18 protein-coding genes are annotated in these 19044 nt (G+C 27.3%); 4 read left to right on the top strand and 14 right to left on the bottom strand.

Annotated elements, in window-relative coordinates; translation table 11 throughout:
- Positions 1–4: 4 nt before the first annotated feature.
- Together argF and arcC are read right to left on the bottom strand one after the other, a co-directional pair.
- Complete coding sequence (gene argF, locus QK892_RS14200) at positions 5–1018, bottom strand: ornithine carbamoyltransferase (protein WP_317274203.1); 1014 nt, start codon at positions 1016–1018, stop codon at positions 5–7.
- Positions 1019–1039: 21 nt separating this feature from the next.
- On the bottom strand, positions 1040–1966 hold the full coding sequence (arcC, locus tag QK892_RS14195; RefSeq protein ID WP_317274202.1) for a carbamate kinase: 927 nt from the start codon (positions 1964–1966) through the stop codon (positions 1040–1042).
- Between the two features lie 198 nt (positions 1967–2164).
- Between arcC and QK892_RS14190 the strand changes: the two genes are divergently transcribed.
- Positions 2165–3781, top strand: coding sequence for a helix-turn-helix domain-containing protein (locus QK892_RS14190; RefSeq protein ID WP_317274201.1), 1617 nt, complete (start codon positions 2165–2167; stop codon positions 3779–3781).
- 142 nt (positions 3782–3923) lie between these two features.
- Here QK892_RS14190 and QK892_RS14185 read toward each other — a convergent pair whose 3' ends face one another.
- Positions 3924–4097: a (2Fe-2S)-binding protein gene (locus tag QK892_RS14185; RefSeq protein ID WP_317274200.1), complete on the bottom strand. Its 174-nt coding sequence runs from the start codon at positions 4095–4097 to the stop codon at positions 3924–3926.
- 117 nt (positions 4098–4214) lie between these two features.
- A complete protein-coding gene (locus QK892_RS14180) occupies positions 4215–5114 on the bottom strand; it encodes an AEC family transporter (RefSeq protein WP_317274199.1) in 900 nt (299 codons plus the stop codon).
- 387 nt (positions 5115–5501) lie between these two features.
- On the opposite strand from QK892_RS14180, the gene QK892_RS14175 reads away from it, so the two are divergent.
- Positions 5502–6080, top strand: a complete 579-nt coding sequence (locus QK892_RS14175; protein ID WP_317274198.1) for a manganese efflux pump MntP — start codon at positions 5502–5504, stop codon at positions 6078–6080.
- 139 nt (positions 6081–6219) lie between these two features.
- Here the strand turns inward: QK892_RS14175 and QK892_RS14170 are convergent, their stop codons facing one another.
- From QK892_RS14170 to QK892_RS14130, 9 genes are all read right to left on the bottom strand, one after another.
- The gene (locus QK892_RS14170; protein WP_394855039.1) at positions 6220–6576 is read right to left on the bottom strand and encodes a putative immunity protein; all 357 of its coding nucleotides are present in this window, start codon (positions 6574–6576) and stop codon (positions 6220–6222) included.
- Positions 6576–6743, bottom strand: coding sequence for a hypothetical protein (locus QK892_RS14165; protein WP_317274196.1), 168 nt, complete (start codon positions 6741–6743; stop codon positions 6576–6578). The genes QK892_RS14170 and QK892_RS14165 overlap by 1 nt, the downstream gene beginning before the upstream one ends.
- 98 nt (positions 6744–6841) lie before the next feature.
- Positions 6842–7207, bottom strand: coding sequence for a VOC family protein (locus QK892_RS14160; RefSeq protein ID WP_317274195.1), 366 nt, complete (start codon positions 7205–7207; stop codon positions 6842–6844).
- 256 nt (positions 7208–7463) lie between these two features.
- Positions 7464–8711 carry a sensor histidine kinase gene (locus QK892_RS14155; RefSeq protein WP_317274194.1) on the bottom strand — a complete coding sequence of 416 codons (1248 nt, stop codon included), beginning with the start codon at positions 8709–8711 and terminating at the stop codon, positions 7464–7466.
- Between the two features lie 4 nt (positions 8712–8715).
- Positions 8716–9420 (bottom strand): response regulator transcription factor, encoded by a 705-nt coding sequence (locus QK892_RS14150; RefSeq protein ID WP_317274193.1) that lies wholly within the window; start codon positions 9418–9420, stop codon positions 8716–8718.
- Between the two features lie 94 nt (positions 9421–9514).
- On the bottom strand, positions 9515–12004 hold the full coding sequence (locus QK892_RS14145; RefSeq protein ID WP_317274192.1) for an ABC transporter permease: 2490 nt from the start codon (positions 12002–12004) through the stop codon (positions 9515–9517).
- On the bottom strand, positions 12004–12684 hold the full coding sequence (locus tag QK892_RS14140; protein WP_317274191.1) for an ABC transporter ATP-binding protein: 681 nt from the start codon (positions 12682–12684) through the stop codon (positions 12004–12006). Before QK892_RS14140 ends, QK892_RS14145 begins: the two co-directional genes overlap by 1 nt.
- A gap of 265 nt (positions 12685–12949) precedes the next feature.
- Positions 12950–13840, bottom strand: a complete 891-nt coding sequence (locus QK892_RS14135; RefSeq protein WP_317274190.1) for an AraC family transcriptional regulator — start codon at positions 13838–13840, stop codon at positions 12950–12952.
- Between the two features lie 160 nt (positions 13841–14000).
- On the bottom strand, positions 14001–14765 hold the full coding sequence (locus QK892_RS14130; RefSeq protein WP_317274189.1) for a DUF2087 domain-containing protein: 765 nt from the start codon (positions 14763–14765) through the stop codon (positions 14001–14003).
- A 182-nt stretch (positions 14766–14947) separates the two neighbouring features.
- On the opposite strand from QK892_RS14130, the gene QK892_RS14125 reads away from it, so the two are divergent.
- Entirely contained in the window at positions 14948–16300 is a 1353-nt protein-coding gene (locus QK892_RS14125) for a [Fe-Fe] hydrogenase large subunit C-terminal domain-containing protein (protein ID WP_317274188.1), read from the top strand.
- Between the two features lie 70 nt (positions 16301–16370).
- On the opposite strand, the gene QK892_RS14120 is transcribed toward QK892_RS14125, so the two are convergent.
- Positions 16371–18296, bottom strand: coding sequence for a glycosyltransferase family 2 protein (locus tag QK892_RS14120; RefSeq protein WP_317274187.1), 1926 nt, complete (start codon positions 18294–18296; stop codon positions 16371–16373).
- 178 nt (positions 18297–18474) lie between these two features.
- Between QK892_RS14120 and QK892_RS14115 the strand changes: the two genes are divergently transcribed.
- Positions 18475–19044: glycosyltransferase family 2 protein (locus QK892_RS14115; protein ID WP_317274186.1), on the top strand; the 570-nt coding region annotated here is incomplete at its 3' end.

Genomic DNA, 19044 nt, shown 5'->3' with positions numbered 1-19044 from the left:
CCTCCTATACTTTTGGAATAAATAAATTACCTAAAGTTGCCGCCATAACCGCCTTAATTGTATGCATTCTATTTTCAGCCTGCTCAAATTGACGAGCATGTGGTCCATAGAAAACCTCATCTGTCATTTCCATTTCCTTTACTCCATACTTTTCATATATTTCTCTTCCTAGAGATGTCTCTAAATTATGAAATGCTGGAAGACAGTGAAGTAATATATAATCTTTATTTTTAACATTGCTTAATAACTCTGCATTAACTTGATATGGCTTATTCAATCTTACTCTTTCTGCAAAAATAGCTTCTTCGTGCATTGCAGCCCATACATTAGTATAAATTGCATCTGCATCTCTTACTGCTTCTACTGGGTCATTATATACATTGATTTTAGCTCCTGACTTTTCTGCAAATTTATTTGCTAACTTAATTACCTCTTCTTTTGGATTCAATTCCTTCGGACATCCAACATTAACATTCACGCCTAAAATAGCACCAGTTATAATAATTGAATTACATACATTATTATCACCTGTTCCCATATAAGCAATTGTTTTTCCTTCTAATGTTCCGAATTCTTCTTTTATTGTCATATAATCCGCTAGCATCTGTGTTGGATGTTCTGAATTTGTTAGCCCATTCCAAACAGGTACATCTGCATAAAAAGCCAATTCTTCCACTAATTCCTGCTCAAATCCACGGTATTCAATTCCATCAAACATATTTGTCAATACTAAAGCAGTATCCCTAACACTTTCCTTTTTCCCTAACTGAATATCACCTTTTCCTAAATATTCAGGATGTGCTCCTAAATCAATAGCTGCTGTAGTAAAGGATGCACGTGTTCTTGTTGAAGGCTTTTCAAAAATTAATGCAATATTTTTTCCCTCTAAATATTTATGAGGAATATTATTTTTCTTTAGATATTTCAAGTGTTCTGCAAATTCTATTAAGAACATTAATTCCTCCTTAGAATAATCTGTTGTTGATAATAAGTCACGATTTTGAAATACTGATTTCATGATGTATCATCCTCCTCCTTCTTATTCAATTATTGTTCCAGTTAGTCCGTGCAGCGCTTCTTTAGCCCTGCTTAGTGATGTTATTAAAGCCTTTCTATTTCTTCCGCTTTCAACAAACTGTAATGCAGCTAATACCTTAGGAAGCATTGAGCCTGATGCAAACTGTTTCTCTTCTATATATTTCTTAGCTTCATTAACTGATATACTTCTTAACATTTTTTCATCTTTTGTATTATAATTTATACATACTCCATCTACTGCTGTTAAAATAACAAGTTTATCAGCATTGATTAACTCAGCTACCTTTTCACTAGCAAAATCCTTGTCAATTACTGCTGCAATTCCTATCAGTGAATCTCCATCCTTAATTACAGGAATTCCACCTCCTCCAGCACAAATAACTATATCCCCGTTACTTATCAAGTTCTTTATAACTTCCTTTTCAACTATATCAATAGGTTTAGGACTAGGGACTACTCTTCTATATCCCCTTCCTGCATCTTCCTTCATTATATAATTGACTTTTCCCAATTTCTCTAATTGTTCTTTGTTATAAAACTTTCCTATTGGTTTAGTTGGATTTTTAAATGCTTCATCATTTGGATCAACTATTACTTGTGTTATAATTGTTTCAACGTTTTTTCTAATTCCACGCTTCAACAATTCAATCCTGATAGAATTTTGCAGATGATAGCCTATATATCCTTGTGACATTGCACCACATTCAGGAAATGGCATTTCAATATCTTCATTTGAGTTATCACATGCTTCTTCAAAAGCAAGATTTATCATTCCCACCTGAGGCCCATTCCCGTGTACAACTATTACCTCATTTCCACTTTCAACCAGGTCTGCAATGGACTTAGCCGTTTCCTTAACTAGCTCTAACTGTTCTTTAGCTGAATTTCCTAGGGCGTTTCCCCCTAATGCCACAACTATTCTCTCCATGCTTACTTTCCTCTCATTTTTTATTAATTAAAATGATTGGCCAACCATTTATCTACCTTAATTATAGCAAGTACTCTCTTCTTGAAACAATTGTGTAAATGTATACATTTTAAGACTCCTATGTGTATTTATGTACATAAATGCATAATTGTGGTATAATTTTTGTATAGGAATTTGATAAAGAAAGGAGCTAAGTTTATGATCACCGTCTCAGATTTTATTAAAAATTCAAAAATTGATGCTAAGCTTTTATACGGCTTGAATGGAAGTGAAAAAATAATATCTTCAGTGACAATTGAAGATATTCCTGAAATTCTGGATTGGTCCACCAGAGGAGAATTAATCATCTCAGGAAAGCTTCTAAAAAAGACCTTGACATTCGGTTGGATAGATAATGCAATTAAATTAGGTATTGTTGGGATTGTAAGCAAAGATAAATTTATCAGTGCTATAGATAAGTGTATCCTAAGCTATTGCGAAGAAAAATCTTTTCCTATAATTTCTATACCAGAAGAATATTGCTGGAGCGAAATTATTACATCCATAACGAACTTAATTACAGAAAAAGTGACCATCCTGCATAAAGATACAATTGTGTTTGAAAATACTTTAATAAAATTATTGACACAAAATTCATCATTATCTAAATTATCAGAAAGTATAAAAAAAGAATATAATTTTGATTTTGCATTTTTAAATAAAAATTTCAATCTGATAACTAATAGTACTGATGATAATTGGATTAAAAGAACTGAAAATATTAATGAATTTACCGTAACTGAAATAAAAGATTCTTTTAGTTTTGAAATTACTTCTTCTTATGTATTCAAGTATATAAATAATTACTTACAATCTGAGAAAAAATGTTTATATATCTTCCCTATCATAGTTGATAATAACTCTTCTTCATATATATGCGTACTGCTTGATTATCCATACACTAATTTGAATAGGATTCAAATCTCTAGAATTCAACAGCTTATATTAGTAACAACTCTAATAATTAAGCAGGAAAAGAATTTCAATGAAGAATTAAGGAAGACCAACTTTAATATCTACGAAAAACTATCAAGTAGCAGTGAAATTTCTATAGAAAAGGCACACTTTTTATTAGCACCCCTAAATAAGAACCTTTATACATATTATTATGTAGTTTTTATTAACAATCCTTTAGATGACTTCTTATTATATAATGAAATTAATCAGGAATTAAAAAATTCACTTACTTACATTAACCACATCCTTCATTTCAACAATGACAAATATTATATTCTTCTAATTCCAGATATAATTCCTGATTTTGACGGTATCATTAATAATATTTATAATATCTATAAAAAAGTTATGAAATGTCAAGATGTTTTCTTTGGAATCAGCACCGTTTCAGCCATTAATAATGTATCTAAACTTCAAAAAGAGGCTATGTATGCAAACAAGGTTGCCTATATATTAAATAATAAACATATCATAAAATATGAAGATTTAGGAATTATTAAGATGTTTATAGACAATGATTCTATAAATGTTGCATATTTGGAAAACATTTACAACTCATATATAAGACCGCTTGTTGACCACGATAATAAATATAATAGTCAATTATTAATTACATTGCAGCATTATATTAAGTGTAACTGTAATAAGAGCGACACTGCAAACTCATTTTATATTCATATAAATACTCTAAGGCAACGAATAGCTTGTATTAATAAAATTCTTAACATTGATATTGATTTACCTGAAGATTTATTCCAAATCCAGTTAGCCTTAAAAGTAAAATTATTGTATGACCTAGAGCTATTAAAGTTAGACTAATTAGGACTAGGAAATTTCGTTATTATAATTTCATAAGATAATCCCACGGAAGTTGCTGAATTTTTATATGAAACTTAATATAAAAAAGGACTGTCTACGTAAATAATAAAAAATCATTTACGTAGACAGTCTCTTATAAAAACTATTTATTTTCTTCAATTAAAGCTTCTATTTTTCCTCTACATCTACCAGCTCCACAATATCCAGTACCAGCTCCTGTAACTTCTTGAACCTTTTCAAATGTATCCGCGCCTTCTTTTACTGCTTTTATAATAGTGTCTTTTTCTACACCTTTACATAAACAAACTAAATCCATATTATAACACCTCTATTTCTAAATCTTTTGTTTTAGTTGTTTGTATATTTTTATTACAACCGTTATAATTATATAGTATTTTTTACATAAATAAAAGATATTAAATAAAAATTATTATTATATTATCTTTGATATTATAGGTATAGTAATTATAGATAATAATGTAGTAATAAATACAACTATAGATGCATACTCTTTTTCTTTATCAAAATCTGCAGCAAATATAGATGTCATAGCCGCTGCCGGCATAGCTTGTATAATTATTATTGTATTTATAATAGTAGTATTCTCATTTAAAGCTTTTTTAATAAGTAGTAATACTAAGGGAATTATTATAAGTTTTATCAATGCTCCATAGTATATTGAAAACTCTTTAAATACCTCCTTTATTCTTACTTTAGATAATATACTACCTACTATTATCATCGAGATTGGTGCTGTCATATCTCCAACATTTTTTATTGTATCTAGTAAAAAAGAAGGCAACTTTATATTAAATAGCATCATAGGAATTCCTAAATATACTGCTATTATTGCTGGATTTAGTAAAAACTTTTTTATATTCTCCTTTGACATTTTATCTGAAAAAATCATAACTCCATATGTCCATAAAGTTATTGTAAATACCATATTAAATATAGATGTATAAACTACTCCTTCAGCTCCATATAAACTATTTATTATTGGAAAGCCTATAAAACCACAATTTGAAAATACATTTGCAAAATGAAGAATTTTTTTCTTATCACCTTTAAGGGGAGTTAAAAAAATGTAAGATATAATAATTCCGACTATCATAAACACTACACTATAAATAAATGCCATTAAAACATTTCTTCCCATACCATCACTAAATTCAAAACTAAAGGAGTTTATTACTAATAATGGTAAAGTTATTTCTAAAAGTATTCTTCTCAAGCCTTTATTTACCTCTTCATTTATTATATTTCTCTTTGTTCCATAACCACCTACTAATATTATTAAGAATAACGATATTATTTTACTTAAAATAATCATTTTTTCACCTATAAATTTCTTTTTCTTTATACTATATGCTTTTTATTATTTATAGTTATATAGTAACTTAATAATTTCAATATAAAGTAATATGAATTTTAATAATTGAATATAAACCAACTAATATATTGATAAACTAATATTTTTTTGATATTATAATCATATTGATTTACTTGTATAAGGGAGTAGTTAGCTCTAATTTTTGTAGGAGTTACTAAGTCAACATATTGAACGAAGTTCTGGCTTAGTATTAAATAACGAGACTTATGCGTAGTTTTGCTACGTATAAGTCTCGTTTTATTTTGTAATCATAATCTATGAATCGCAATAAAATCCTAATTTATATTTAGGTTTTATAATAAATTCTATAATAAAGGAGTACATATTATGGGTTTCTTTTCAATTTTTATGACAGGAATAGGCTTATCTATGGATGCCTTTGCTGTTTCCTTAGCTAAGGGGCTATGCTTAAAGGATGATGAATTTAAATATTCTTTTAGAGTCGCCTTATTCTTTGGTGGCTTTCAAGCACTTATGCCTTTATTAGGATGGTGTCTTGCTAGGTATTTTGAAAACTCTATTAAATCTTTTGATCATTGGATAGCTTTTATATTACTTAGCATTATAGGTGGAAAAATGCTAATAGAAGCTATTAAAGAGCTAAGAGCCGGTGAAGATTCTATGCCAACGGAATGTGAAAGAGATGAGTTCTCTTACAAAAAAATCACTATACTAGCAATTGCAACTAGCATAGATGCATTAGCAGTTGGAGTTAGTTTTGCATTTCTAGGTGTTAGCATTGTCCCTTCTATAGTAATTATAGGAATAACTACTTTTATATTAAGTTTTTTTGCAGTTTTCCTTGGTAAAAAACTTGGGGAGTATATGCAAAGTTACGCTGAAATTTTTGGTGGAATTATATTAATATTTATAGGTACTAAAATACTATTTGAACACTTGATGTAAAAGTAAAAATGAAGAAATTAAAAAATGAAAAAATGAAGAATTAAACTCCTTTCGGAGTTTTTAAAACAAATTAAAAGCATAGCTATTGTATAAAAATAGTTATGCTTTTTCTCTAAAAAAATTTAATAATATTTCTAGTTTAGTAATACCACTTTATTTTTGCTGGATTAGGCTCATCTATTATAGCAATTTCTCTTAAAGCCTCCTCCATATTTTTGCATTCTCTTGCTGCAATTTCATCATAGACCTCATCATTTCCATTAACACCAATAAATGAATATGCTATTGCCGCAGAACCATAAAAAGCTAGCCCTAGTGAACTTGATAGACTATTAATTGTTGATGTTGTTGCTGCAATTGCTCTAGCAGCAGCTTGTGAAGCAGGATTTCTATCGGCTTCTCTGGCAGCTATTTGAACTTCCTTAACAATTTTCTTTGCATCTGTTAGCTTCATACTTCCTTCTAGCCATGCATTAACTCCATTTAATGCATTTATTAAACGAAAGTCCTCTGGATAATCTTCTCTATAGGTAAAATATGCTCTCTAGCATATTCATTACACCATCTTACAATTGTATTTTTACTTTGTGTATCTATTAATTTCATAAGAGAAATGATATATGGTGAGTCTGCTTTTCCAAGCATTTTTCGTAATTTAGCCATAATGACTCCTTTTATTAAATATATTTTTAAAATCATATCAATTTTACAAATTAAATTTATTCTATCATCAAATTTTTCTATAGAAATTATAATTCATATTATATAATTTTAATAATTTGAATTCCAACTCCATTTGGATCACTTACAAAAAAGCATTCCATATTGCCACCTAAGATAATTGGTCCATTAGTAATTATATTTTTTTCTTTTGATTTCATTAAAATTTCATCATAATTTGATGGACAAATACCAATAGAAACATTGCTATTTAATGAATCTTCTAATTTTAAATTATTATAATAAATAAGTTCAATTTTCACCCCATTTTCTGCAGAAAAAAATGCAATAGACATATCCTCATTAGGTGAAAATTCCTTTTCAGTCTTCATCCCCAAGAAATCCCTATAAAATTCTTTTGATTTTTCGTAATCCTTTACTTTAATTGTAATCCAATTAATAATCATATTCTTCCCCCTCTAAATTTTCTTGTACTAATCACTAAAAAACTATTATTTATCCAACATTTAGATTTTATTTCCCTTTTCAATTATAACATATTTTGTAAATTTTATTCATATAAACTATAGTATTTTTATTAATTAGTTTCCCACAACTTAAATAATTAAATGAGAGTAGCATTTACCTACTCTCATTTATCTAAATTATTATACCTTCAAAATGATCTATCTCATGTTGAATAATCTGTGACAAGTATAAAATTTATACTACTGCTTTTAGAAATATTATATTAAAAACTGTTCCTTTTCCAAGTTCACTATCTACAGTGATACTACCACCATGAGCTTCTATTATTTTTTTACTAAGAGACAAGCCAATTCCTATACTCTTTGGATTTACTGAATTTTTACCTTTATAAAATCTCTTAAATATCTTTTTTAATTCTGACTTTTCAATTCCCTCACCATTATCTCTTATTGAAATGCTAACAGAAAGTGGCGTTTCTTCAAGGATAATTTTTATTTCCCCTTTAGTATCCATATGCTCAATTGCATTTTTTATTATATTACTAATACTTTCTGCAATCCACTTTTTATCATGCAAATAGTATCCTTCATTATTTAGCTCTAAAACTATATGTTGTTCTTTCTCACTAGCACTTACTTTAAGTGGTTCAATAGCATATTTTATTGTTTCGCTAAGGGGTATAATTTCTTTATTATATTTTACTGCATTGCTCTCTATTCTTGCATATTTAAGCAATGTTGTTATAAGCCAATCCATTCTATCTAATTGTTCTGAAGTTAAATTTATAAATTTACTTTTCGTTTCCATATCCATATTTTTATGATTCTTTAATATATCATTATAAGCTATTAATGCTGAAAGAGGTGTTTTCAACTGATGAGATATATCGTTTATTATATCTTTCAAATTTACTTTTTCATCTTGCAAATCCTTTAATGCATTATTAAGTCTTTCTCCCATCTGAGTAAATTTATTATAAAATATATAAAAGTCTCCTTCTTCAAATTTTAATTCTCCAGAATTGAAGTTTCCTTCTACTATTTCATCTGCTTCTTGTCCAAGTAACTTTATATTATTAAATATAGGAGAAATAATTCTTAAAATTAATAATATAACTACAGTAAAAAATAACAACCACAAAAATATTATAGTTACCGTAAAATACTCATAGCTTTTATTCAGAATTGGATTTTTTATTGTACTTAAATTTTCGTTATAATAATACTTATCTAAAACATTACTTCCAGCCTCATAGTATTTCTCTATCTTGCCTTTAGTTATAATTGGAACTATATCTTCTTCTAACTCAGGACTATTTTCTATTATTGCTCCAACTAAAGCTGTGTTTTGTTTAATATACTCTAAATTTATATTATTAAACCACTTGTTAGTTACAAAAATAAATCCAGTTAGAAAAACTAAGAAAGTTATTAAAGTAGTTATTATAATAAGTTTTACTTCTTTATTCTTAAATAAATGCATGCTACTATACCTCCTTAGCTTCTTTTGCCCATCTGTACCCTACTCCCCTTACTGTTTCAATATATATAGGATTACGTATATCATCTTCTATCTTTTCCCTCAGTCTTTTTATATATACTGTTAGTGAATTTCCATCAACGAAATTTCCATCTGTATCCCATAATTTTTCTAGTAATAGATTCCTTTCTAATACATTTCCTTTATTCTCAACTAAAAGCAATAAAAGCTTATATTCTATTGCTGTAAGATCTATTATATTTTCTCCTTTATATACTTTATATTTTAATAATTCAATTGTAATATTTCCGCTTTTAATCTTATTTCCAGAAGTGTTTTCATTTTTTATCATAGTTCTTCTTCTAAGAACTGCATTAATTCTTGAAATAAGTTCTTTAACTCTTATAGGCTTTGTTATATAGTCATCTCCACCTATATCTAACCCCATAACAACATTACCTTCTTCATCGAAGGCTGTCATAAATATTATTGGAATTTCACTATTTTCTCTTATTTCACTACAAAATTCATATCCTGTACCATCTGGTAACATTACATCTAATAATATTATATTAAATTCATTATTCTTATATTTGCTCCTTGCTTCACTTAAATTCTTAGCATGAACTACTTCAAAGCCTTCCTGAATTAATGTATATTCGATCCCTAATGCCAATGGTAAATCATCTTCTACAAATAAAATTTTAATCATTTTCCCACCCTTTCACTAATATCAAAGGAGCTGTCTAGGCAGCTCCTTAATTTTACATTGTGCGACAGCACCAATATACTTTATAACTAAGTTATTACTCGATATTTCTTATTGTTTCAACTAGGCTGATCTTCTTGATTTTTCTTAATGGTATTAATGATGCTATAAGAACTACTATTAATATAACTGTAAATCCAATAACAAATGGCTGCCAGTATATTTTATTTGAAAATTCAAGTCCAAAACTAATTATTTTGCTTGCAATTAATACTAATCCCAAGGAAAGAATTCCACCAATTATAGAAGCTATAATTCCATGAAGCATTCCTTCTAAAATTACCATCTTACTTAACTGCTCTTTATCCATACCAATAGTTCCTAAAGTACCAAATTCTTTTTTCTTAAGAAGTATATTAAGTGAAATTGTATTAATAACATTAACTATTCCTATTAAGCTTACCATTACAATAAACCCATAAACAAATACGTTAATAACAGTCCACCTTTGCTGTTGTGCTTTATTATCTGCACTTAAATCCGTTATATATAACTTATAATCTTCTGCAATTTTTTGTAATTCTTTTGATGCAGATTCTGTTAATTTTTCATTATTTATATTAGTGTACTTAAATTTTAATAAATATTCAATATGCCCATTTTTATTTATTTTTTCAAGAAAATCATTACTCATAATTATTCCAAAGTCATAATTATAATCTTCCTTAAATGGATTTTTATCAAGAACCTTCTTAACTTTAAATTCTATATAATTATCATTATTTAAATCTTCCATTATCAAATCATGAAAGTCTTCATCTGCAGTGGAAAAATTACTTACCGGTAGCTTAAATGTATCTCCCTCTTTCAATGTACTTATATTAATGTTTTCTAATTTCCCATCTTCATTGTATTTAGCAAATTTATTTACTATTATTACTTCATTGTCTTTTAAGTTATTTTCTAATCCTAGCTCTTTTAATGAGTTATTGTCATAGCCTAAAATTTCAATATACTGTAAAAATCCATCCTCTGTATTTTCATGGTTACTTTTATATTCATCTGTTAAAAAAGATTGATCTAGAGCAAGGAACTCTGTCCACATATATGATTGAGTATATACTTTCTCTATTCCATCTATTTTTTTAATTTTATTTGATACTTCATTTATCATTTCCTCATCTAAACCTATATTTCCATGAGTTATACTACTTTTATTCATATAGGCAAGTTCATCTAATCTCTTCATATTTAACGTTGTAAATAATATGAACATTATTAGAGATATACTTAATGAAAGAATTGTAACTATAAATCTCTTTGAATTTTTTCTTATATTCTTATATGCAATCCATCCTTCAACACCAAATATTTTTCTAATAATATTTCCACTATAGTATTTTATTTTTTCATCACTGGAATTACCCTTTATTATACTTATTGGTGATACTTTCCCTGCTTTCCTTGCTGGCCCATAAGAAGCTATAAAAATTGTTACTGTACTTATTATTAGGGTAAATAATATTATACTTGTATGAAATTTTACCGTTAAAATCCCATCACCAAACATACTGCTTATGCTACTTTCTAATAGTTTTACAGTAATCCATACTCCTGCAAATCCTGATAATACTCCAAAAGGTATTGATATTAAACATAATATTAGAGATTCTCTTATAACTAAATTCCTTATTTGCTTTGGAGTTGCTCCAATACTTTTTAATATTCCAAACACAGTCATTCTTTCTGTTACTGAAATATTTATTGTATTATAAATTAAAAATATAGTAGTAATTATTATGATTATTATCACAAAAGTAGCTGTTCCTTTAATCACATCATTTATACCCTTATATTCAGATTGTCCTGATAATGCTAATATATCGCCATTAGAAATTATTTTACTTTCTTCTAATCCTAATTTCTGTGACTTTTCTAAAACAGTTTCATACTTATTTTTATTATTTTTAACTGTAAATATTATATCATAATCTTTATCATTCTCTATTTCATCCAAAAAAGTTGTTCCACTAAAAGATGTTCCGTTTGATGAAAAAATTTCCTTTGTGAATCCCACAATTATGAACTCTTTTTCACCATTTATTGTTTTTTTTCCCTCTTCATAATTAATCTCATTGAAAGTTACTTTATCATTTAGCTCTAAATCTAAATATTCCTTAGCTTTATAATCTATTATTAATTCACTATTGGTTTTTGGTAACCTTCCTTCCGTTAAATTAATTTTAAATATTTCATTTAAGGACACTTCATCTTTACTTTGAACATTAATATCACTGTCTTCAAAACCATCTAATTTATATATAGTATCTTCTAAAACTCCAACCTTATCTAAATCAACATCACTTTTTAATGTAGAAATTACTTTTGGGTCAATATCCGTAAATTCAAATTCATAATCTCCACTGTTAGTAACAGCATTTTCATATAATAAATCTCTAACGCTTAATCCTAAAAATCCAACTCCACTAATAAGTGCTAAGGAGAGGATTATTCCTATAATGGTAAGCATTGATCTTTTCTTATTTTCCTTAATATATTTTAAAGTAATATCATTATAACTTTTCATTACTCAATCACCTCATCAGTAGCAACTTTACCATCTTCAATAGTGATTACTCTGTCAGCTGATTTTGCTATATTTATGTCATGAGTTATTAATATTAATGTTTGATTATATTTTTTAGCTGAATACTTTAATAGCTCTAATATTTCCTTTGAATTTTTAGTATCAAGATTTCCTGTTGGTTCATCTGCTAATATGATGGAGGGTTTATTAGCTAATGCCCTTCCTATAGATACTCTTTGCTGTTGTCCACCTGACAATTCTGAAGGATGATGCTTTCTTCTGTCTTTTAACCCTAAAAGCTTTAATAATTCTTCCCTATATTTTTTATCTATTTTTCTTCCATCTAAAAGTACTGGCATTTCTATATTTTCTTCTGCTGTTAAAACAGGTATTAAATTAAAAAATTGAAACACAAACCCTATTTTTCTTCTTCTTAATATTGATAGCTCTTTTTCTTTTAACTTATAAATACTTTCACCCTTTATAATTATTTCACCTGAACTTGGTATATCTACTCCTCCTAATAAATGAAGCAATGTACTTTTCCCTGAACCTGATGGACCTACTATGGCAACAAATTCACCTTGTTCTATATTTAAATTTATATTATCTAAAGCCTTAACTTCAGCTTCACCTTCTCCATATATTTTGCATAAATTCTTTATTTCTATTAATGACATATCTTAATCTCCCTTTCCTAATTACTTATTATACTGCTATTATAGAATCTCAATATTACATTAATATAAAATCAATTATTACAATTTATTAATATTAGATATTAATAATAGACTATCTACGTAATTAAAAATACTCTTACTATTGTTGCCAAAGTAAGAGTATTAAATATTTATTTTTAGTTTCTATCATTAAAAAAGCTATATAATTTTTGAGATTGTTATCCTTAACTACTTTAAATGATTCTATTAAATTTTTATTTTAAATTTATACACTCTTTTTTAATACTGGTACGTAAATATCCATTACAGTATCTATATTAGAATGACATCTTTCATCATAATATTCAAAGTCTAATTTTGTTTCATCAAATATATATCCACTATCTTTAAACCACTCTTCAAATATATACTTCCAAGTCTTTTTTATAACACTTGCAAATTCAGTATTTTCACTTTCATCACTTGTAACTGGAGGAGTAGTAAATACAGCATAAGTTGCTTGTGGAACTTCTAATGTAATCATATCATCAGTAACATCATTAAAATCATCCACTACAACTCCAAGCATATAAGTTGCTTCTCCATTATCGTTACTTGATGGAATACATAATCCCACTTCACCGTGTTTTGGTGGATTTAATATTTGATACATTTTGCTTTCTAAATTTTCTCCATCATAATTAATCCAAAAAGAAGCTACATCTTTTGTATAGTTACCATTAGTTATATTAGTTTTAATACCATAACCTGCAACCTTAAATGCAGATTTTTCAATAATAATTGGATTCATAAAATACCCTCCTAATTTTAGCATTGATTCTTTCTCAAAATTTCTGTCCATATGCTTTAAATACTGTGTAGGACTAAACCCAAATTCTTTTTTAAAAGCTTTAGAGAAGCCATTATGTGTTTGAAATCCATATTCTAAAGCTATATCAATAATTTTCTTATCATTAAACAAATCTTGTGCTGCCAATAAAAGTCTTCTTTTTTTTACATATTCCATTAAAGTTATGCCTTTGTTAATGTTAAACACTCTCGAGAAATGAAATGTAGAATATCCACACTCACTAGCTATTATTTCTGGTGATAATTCATTTTTAATATTTTTCTCAATAAACTCAATGCATAGTGCTATTGCATCATTATAATTCAAATTCTCACCTACCCTTTCCCACGTGGTAATTATAGTATAGCATCGTAAATATAATAAAACTGTTCTAAATTTGCTATAATTAAACTACAAAAGAACTTTTAATTAAATAACTATTATTTCTTTGACACTTATGAAAAGGAGGGCACACTTCACGCCCTCCTTATTCCTTTACCCAATACTCACTTCCATCTTTTGATCTATCTAAGAATCCATATTGAATTAAGGCCCTTCTTATTGTTACATAGTCTTCATCATATATTCTTTTTAATACCCTGTTTATTTCTTTTTCAGAGTATTTCTTTCCAACATTAAAGTTTTTAGTTATTTCTTCTAATAAGATAATCTTCTTCTTTTCCTTAGCTGGATAGCTTTTTAATGCACCATTTTCATCTACATAAGTTTCTATTACTTTAATTTTTTCTTCCTTAGTTATATTAAATCTATCATCTAGAGTTGTTGCTCCGTTGTGTGCATCACAAATAACATCTTCTTCTAACATATTTATATCTTTATTTGTATTCTTTGCGAGTAAGTTCATTGTTGCTAAAAATAATTTAGCTTGTTTTTCTCTTTCTCTTAATTTATACCTCTGGTTTCTAATAGTAGAATTTGCAACTCCTAATTTGGATGCTATTTCTTTATCTGTAAAACCTTCAGCAATTAATTCAATTACTGACTTTTGAGAAGATGATATTCCAGTATAAAGTGAATTCATGCTTAATAAATAACTTAACATAGATTTATGCTTTTCCTTTATGTGAATTTCAGCAGCTTTTTTTGCATCATATAAATCACCATCTATTTGATATATTCTTCCTTTTATAAATCTTTCTTCACAAATTATGCACTTTATATCCTCTTCTCTTTCAATAAATCCCTTCTCAATATCTTCAATTGATGAACTCCAAAAAATATTATTTTCCATTTTAATTCCTCCATAAACTTCTTAAGATAATCATAAAACAATTTAGCAGTTTTGTCTATATAATTATAGTCTTTTTGCTTTTTTGTTTATTTGATAAAAATTGTTTAAAATATGCAAAATAGTATCATATTAATAATAAGATACGATATTGCTATTAAAAATATTTTTAGGTGGTGTAAAAAGTGCATAGTAAATATAACGATATCTTTGACACTTTAGTAAAATCTTATTACCAAGGAAATTTTGAAGAAACTCTTACTAATATTATGGTTTGTCATGAGATCTCTCCTCAAGAAACTTTTCAAATTATAAGTTCTCTCTGCGGTGTATCTCTAGAGTTTAATAATGACTATGTTTATAACTTAAAAAAAGCTATTACTAACTATGAGGTAAATAAAAGATTAATAGAAAAACTTGAGAGTTGTAATCTGAACTGTAAAAAGGAAGCTGATGAAAAGTATAAATGTCAACTAAGTTGCCCATTTGATGCAATAATTTATGATGAGAATAAAAAATCTACTTATATTAATTACAATCTTTGTGTAGGTTGTGGCTTATGCATAGATTCTTGTAAAGAAGGAAAAATCCTAGATAAAATAGATTTCATTCCTATTATAGACTTAATAAAAAATAATAAAACTGTTATTGCTGCTGTTGCCCCTGCAATTATCGGTCAATTTGGTAAAGATGTATCTTTAGATCAATTAAGAGAAGCTTTCATTAAAATTGGATTTAGCGACATGATTGAAGTTGCCTTTGCAGCTGATATGCTTACTATTAAAGAAGCTGTAGAGTTTGATAAACATGTAAATGGCCCAAATGATTTAATGATAACCTCTTGCTGTTGCCCTATGTGGGTTGGAATGTTAAAAAAAGTGTATAAGGAATTAGTTCCTGACTTATCTCCTTCTGTTTCCCCAATGATAGGAGCAGGTAGGATTATAAAAAGATTAGATCCTGATGCAAAAGTAGTATTTATTGGCCCTTGCATAGCTAAAAAAGCTGAGGCGAAGGAAAAAGACTTAGTAAATGATATAGATTTTGTATTAACATTTCAAGAATTAGATAATATATTTAAAGTTTTAGAAATTAACCCTTCTGAATTAAATGGACTTCCTACTAAAGATTATGCTTCGAGAGGTGGTAGATTATATGCTCGAACTGGTGGAGTTTCTATTGCTGTAGGTGAAGCTGTAGAAGAATTATATCCAGCAAAGGCAAAGCTTTTTAAACCTGCTAAGGCTGAAGGAGTTAGGGAATGTAAAGATATATTAAATAAAGCTTTAAGTGGAGAAATTAAAGCTAATTTTATAGAGGGAATGGGTTGTGTAGGTGGATGTGTTGGTGGCCCTAAAGCCCTGATTTCAAAGGAAGAAGGGAAAATATTCGTTGATAACCTTGCTTATAATTCGCCAATTAAAATTGCAACCCACAGTTCTACTATGGATAAAGTATTAGAAGAACTAAACATAACTTCTTTAATAGATTTTAAGGATAATAATAAAACTAAAATCTTTCACAGAAACTTTAATTAATCTTGTAGATAACTATTATATTGCTGTGACTTGAAGCGTGCGACGTAACAAGCAATATAATAGTTTCTTATTATTCCCATTTAACTAAATGCGGTTTTTTATCTAATATAGATTTATATTGTTCTAAATTTCCAAATTTACCTTCAGGATCTAATTTCATATATCTATTATATTTCTCTAGTCTATCTTCTTCTCTAGACCACCCATAATGCTTTAATCTTAAATTAGTAGCAAGATAAGATAAATTTATACAATTATATGGTATTCTTCCACAATGCTGAGCACTTTCTTTAAATTTATATTTGAAATTTTCTTGGTATCTAATTAAGAATAATCTATATGTGCTATGGGCATTCCAAAGGTTATCCTCCCTATACTCTTCATTATTCCAAAAATCATATAACCTAAATAAATATCCATCAGTCTCTGTATTTTCCATTAGTATTTTTATATAATCTTTAAAGTTATCTTCAAAAATTTCATCTGCATCTAAGAACAATATCCAATCTGGATTAGTCTTAATTGTTTCATTCCATTGCTGCTTTCTTAAATCTACTTCATTCTCAAATTTTGATACTTCATTTCTTATCAACTTATAGGGAATATCTTTAAATATATCTTCAATGATTCCAATAGTATTATCTGTACTGGCATCATCTATAATAACTGCGTTATCTATATATTCACGAGCTGATTTTAATACCTCTTTTAAAAATCTATTTTCTTCATTTTTAACTATCATCGATAAGGTAAGTTTATTGTTATTTTCTTTTGCCTTTCTAATTAAAGGAGAAATTGCAGGCCTTCTTTCTTTTATAAATTTACATTCATTAATTATATAATCATCATTATCTTGTAATTTTAGTATAAATTCTCCTTCGAACTCTTTATAATAACTATAGTCATTTTTATAACCACTTGTTGTATAAATCACTCTAATTGTAACTTCTTTAATATCATCAGTGATATTTACTATTTTATGATTAGTTATCTTAGTTGAATTTCTCACTCTCTCCATAATCACATAATCTTTATTTTCTTCAAATTTCTTAATAATTTTCTCCTTCTCTCCTTCACCAAAATACTCTAGATACTCTAAATGAAGTTTGTCTCTATAGTTGTATTCACCTATTCCTTCTATTGCTTTTTTTAATAAGTCATATGCCTTTTCACTGTATATATAAAAATCCCTATTTTTATTGTCATTTTTATATTTCTCTATTCCACTTAAATCTTCAAACCTATATATATGATATGCAGGATAATAAGTATCTACATAAAGTTGAATACCTAGAACTGCTGCTCTAATACAAAAGTGTCTATCCTCTCCTCCAAATGAAATATTATAAATCTCATTAAAGTTAACTCCTTTTCTAATGGCCTCTTTAGAAATTAAAGTGCATGCACCTAACCCCCCTACTTTATAAGTTCCTGGTTTTCTTAATGTGTTAATAAATTCTTTTTTTCTTCTTTCCGCTTCATCACTACTGATACTTTCATTATACGAAGTATCATAAAGAGTATAGTTATCCTTTAACCAAACCTGCGGTTCTTCTTCATAATTAGGATGCCACCTTGTCCAAAATACCGTTGAAACAATCTCCTTATTTAGGGAAATTAGCCTCTTCAATGTATTTTCATGTAGAACTAAATCTGAATCTACTAAAAATAAGTAATCAAAGTCTTCATTTATAGCTTTTGTTAACATAAAATTCTTAAATTCAGCTACTTTTTTAACTAGATCATTTGTCCATCTATGAGTTATATCATCACAAATATATTGGTCAGATTTCAATTCATTTCTCAATATACTTACATTAGACTCATAATTATTAAATTCATTTAAAATTTTAGTAGATTCTTTTATTTTATTGTCATCTATAAAAAAATAATTGTATTCAATATTATCTTTATTTAATTCTTTTAAAGACTTAAGAAACTCTACTAATATCTCAGGTCTTTGATTAATAGGACTTGCTATTAATACTTTCATCATTATCTTCCTCCCAAAAATTTATCCCTACTTATCATATTATGATTATTTTCATTAAAATTCCCTCTATTAAGTAATTTTAAAGTAGAAATTCAGTAGAATATCTATTTTTCTATTATTATCATAAGTCTACTTTTTATCATATCTTATATTGTGAAAATATTATTGGAGGAAATTTTAATTGGATACCTTAAGTGTTTGTATAATAGCTAAAAATGAAGAAGAAAACTTATTAAGATGTCTAGAAAGTATAAAAGATATTGCTGACGAAGTAATCTTAGTTGATACGGGCTCCATTGATAATACAATAGGTATTGCAAAAAAATATAATGCTCAAATAGTAGAATTTCCTTGGATAAATAATTTTAGCTCTGCAAGAAATAAAGCCTTAGAGAAGGCAACTAAAGATTGGATATTATGTATTGATTGCGATGAAGCTTTAGATAGTTCTCAAGTGCATGAAATTAAGAGCACATTAAAACACTCTAAGAGCTTAGGATTTAGATTAAAACTAATAAATGTTATTGATAATAAGTTATATGAAGGAAAACATATTTTAAGAATTATTAAAAACAATTCTGGATTTTATTACTCTGGAAAGATTAATGAGAAACTTATGAATTCAATTTATAATGATTCATATATAAATGAGATAATAAACTTAGAATATTTATTATATAACTATGGTTTTGATTACAATAGAAAAAAATTAATTGAAAGATGTAATAGAAATATAGATATTTACTCATCA

Origin of the sequence: Clostridium lamae (assembly GCF_033043255.1) — a bacterium.
Taxonomy (GTDB): domain Bacteria; phylum Bacillota; class Clostridia; order Clostridiales; family Clostridiaceae; genus Clostridium; species Clostridium lamae.
This window is presented reverse-complemented; position numbering and strand designations above follow the sequence as displayed.

What these genes read in the sequence shown, in the direction of transcription:
- QK892_RS14150 (WP_317274193.1), bottom strand. Translation starts at nt 9,420, where the DNA reads ATGATTAAAATTTTATTTGTAGAAGATGATTTACCATTGGCATTAGGG.
- QK892_RS14160 (WP_317274195.1), bottom strand. Translation starts at nt 7,207, where the DNA reads ATGATTATTAATTGGATTACAATTAAAGTAAAGGATTACGAAAAATCA.
- QK892_RS14120 (WP_317274187.1), bottom strand. Translation starts at nt 18,296, where the DNA reads ATGATGAAAGTATTAATAGCAAGTCCTATTAATCAAAGACCTGAGATA.
- QK892_RS14145 (WP_317274192.1), bottom strand. Translation starts at nt 12,004, where the DNA reads ATGAAAAGTTATAATGATATTACTTTAAAATATATTAAGGAAAATAAG.
- QK892_RS14130 (WP_317274189.1), bottom strand. Translation starts at nt 14,765, where the DNA reads ATGGAAAATAATATTTTTTGGAGTTCATCAATTGAAGATATTGAGAAG.
- argF (WP_317274203.1), bottom strand. Translation starts at nt 1,018, where the DNA reads ATGAAATCAGTATTTCAAAATCGTGACTTATTATCAACAACAGATTAT.
- QK892_RS14190 (WP_317274201.1), top strand. Translation starts at nt 2,165, where the DNA reads ATGATCACCGTCTCAGATTTTATTAAAAATTCAAAAATTGATGCTAAG.
- QK892_RS14140 (WP_317274191.1), bottom strand. Translation starts at nt 12,684, where the DNA reads ATGTCATTAATAGAAATAAAGAATTTATGCAAAATATATGGAGAAGGT.
- QK892_RS14175 (WP_317274198.1), top strand. Translation starts at nt 5,502, where the DNA reads ATGGGTTTCTTTTCAATTTTTATGACAGGAATAGGCTTATCTATGGAT.
- arcC (WP_317274202.1), bottom strand. Translation starts at nt 1,966, where the DNA reads ATGGAGAGAATAGTTGTGGCATTAGGGGGAAACGCCCTAGGAAATTCA.
- QK892_RS14165 (WP_317274196.1), bottom strand. Translation starts at nt 6,743, where the DNA reads ATGGCTAAATTACGAAAAATGCTTGGAAAAGCAGACTCACCATATATC.
- QK892_RS14180 (WP_317274199.1), bottom strand. Translation starts at nt 5,114, where the DNA reads ATGATTATTTTAAGTAAAATAATATCGTTATTCTTAATAATATTAGTA.
- QK892_RS14185 (WP_317274200.1), bottom strand. Translation starts at nt 4,097, where the DNA reads ATGGATTTAGTTTGTTTATGTAAAGGTGTAGAAAAAGACACTATTATA.
- QK892_RS14155 (WP_317274194.1), bottom strand. Translation starts at nt 8,711, where the DNA reads ATGCATTTATTTAAGAATAAAGAAGTAAAACTTATTATAATAACTACT.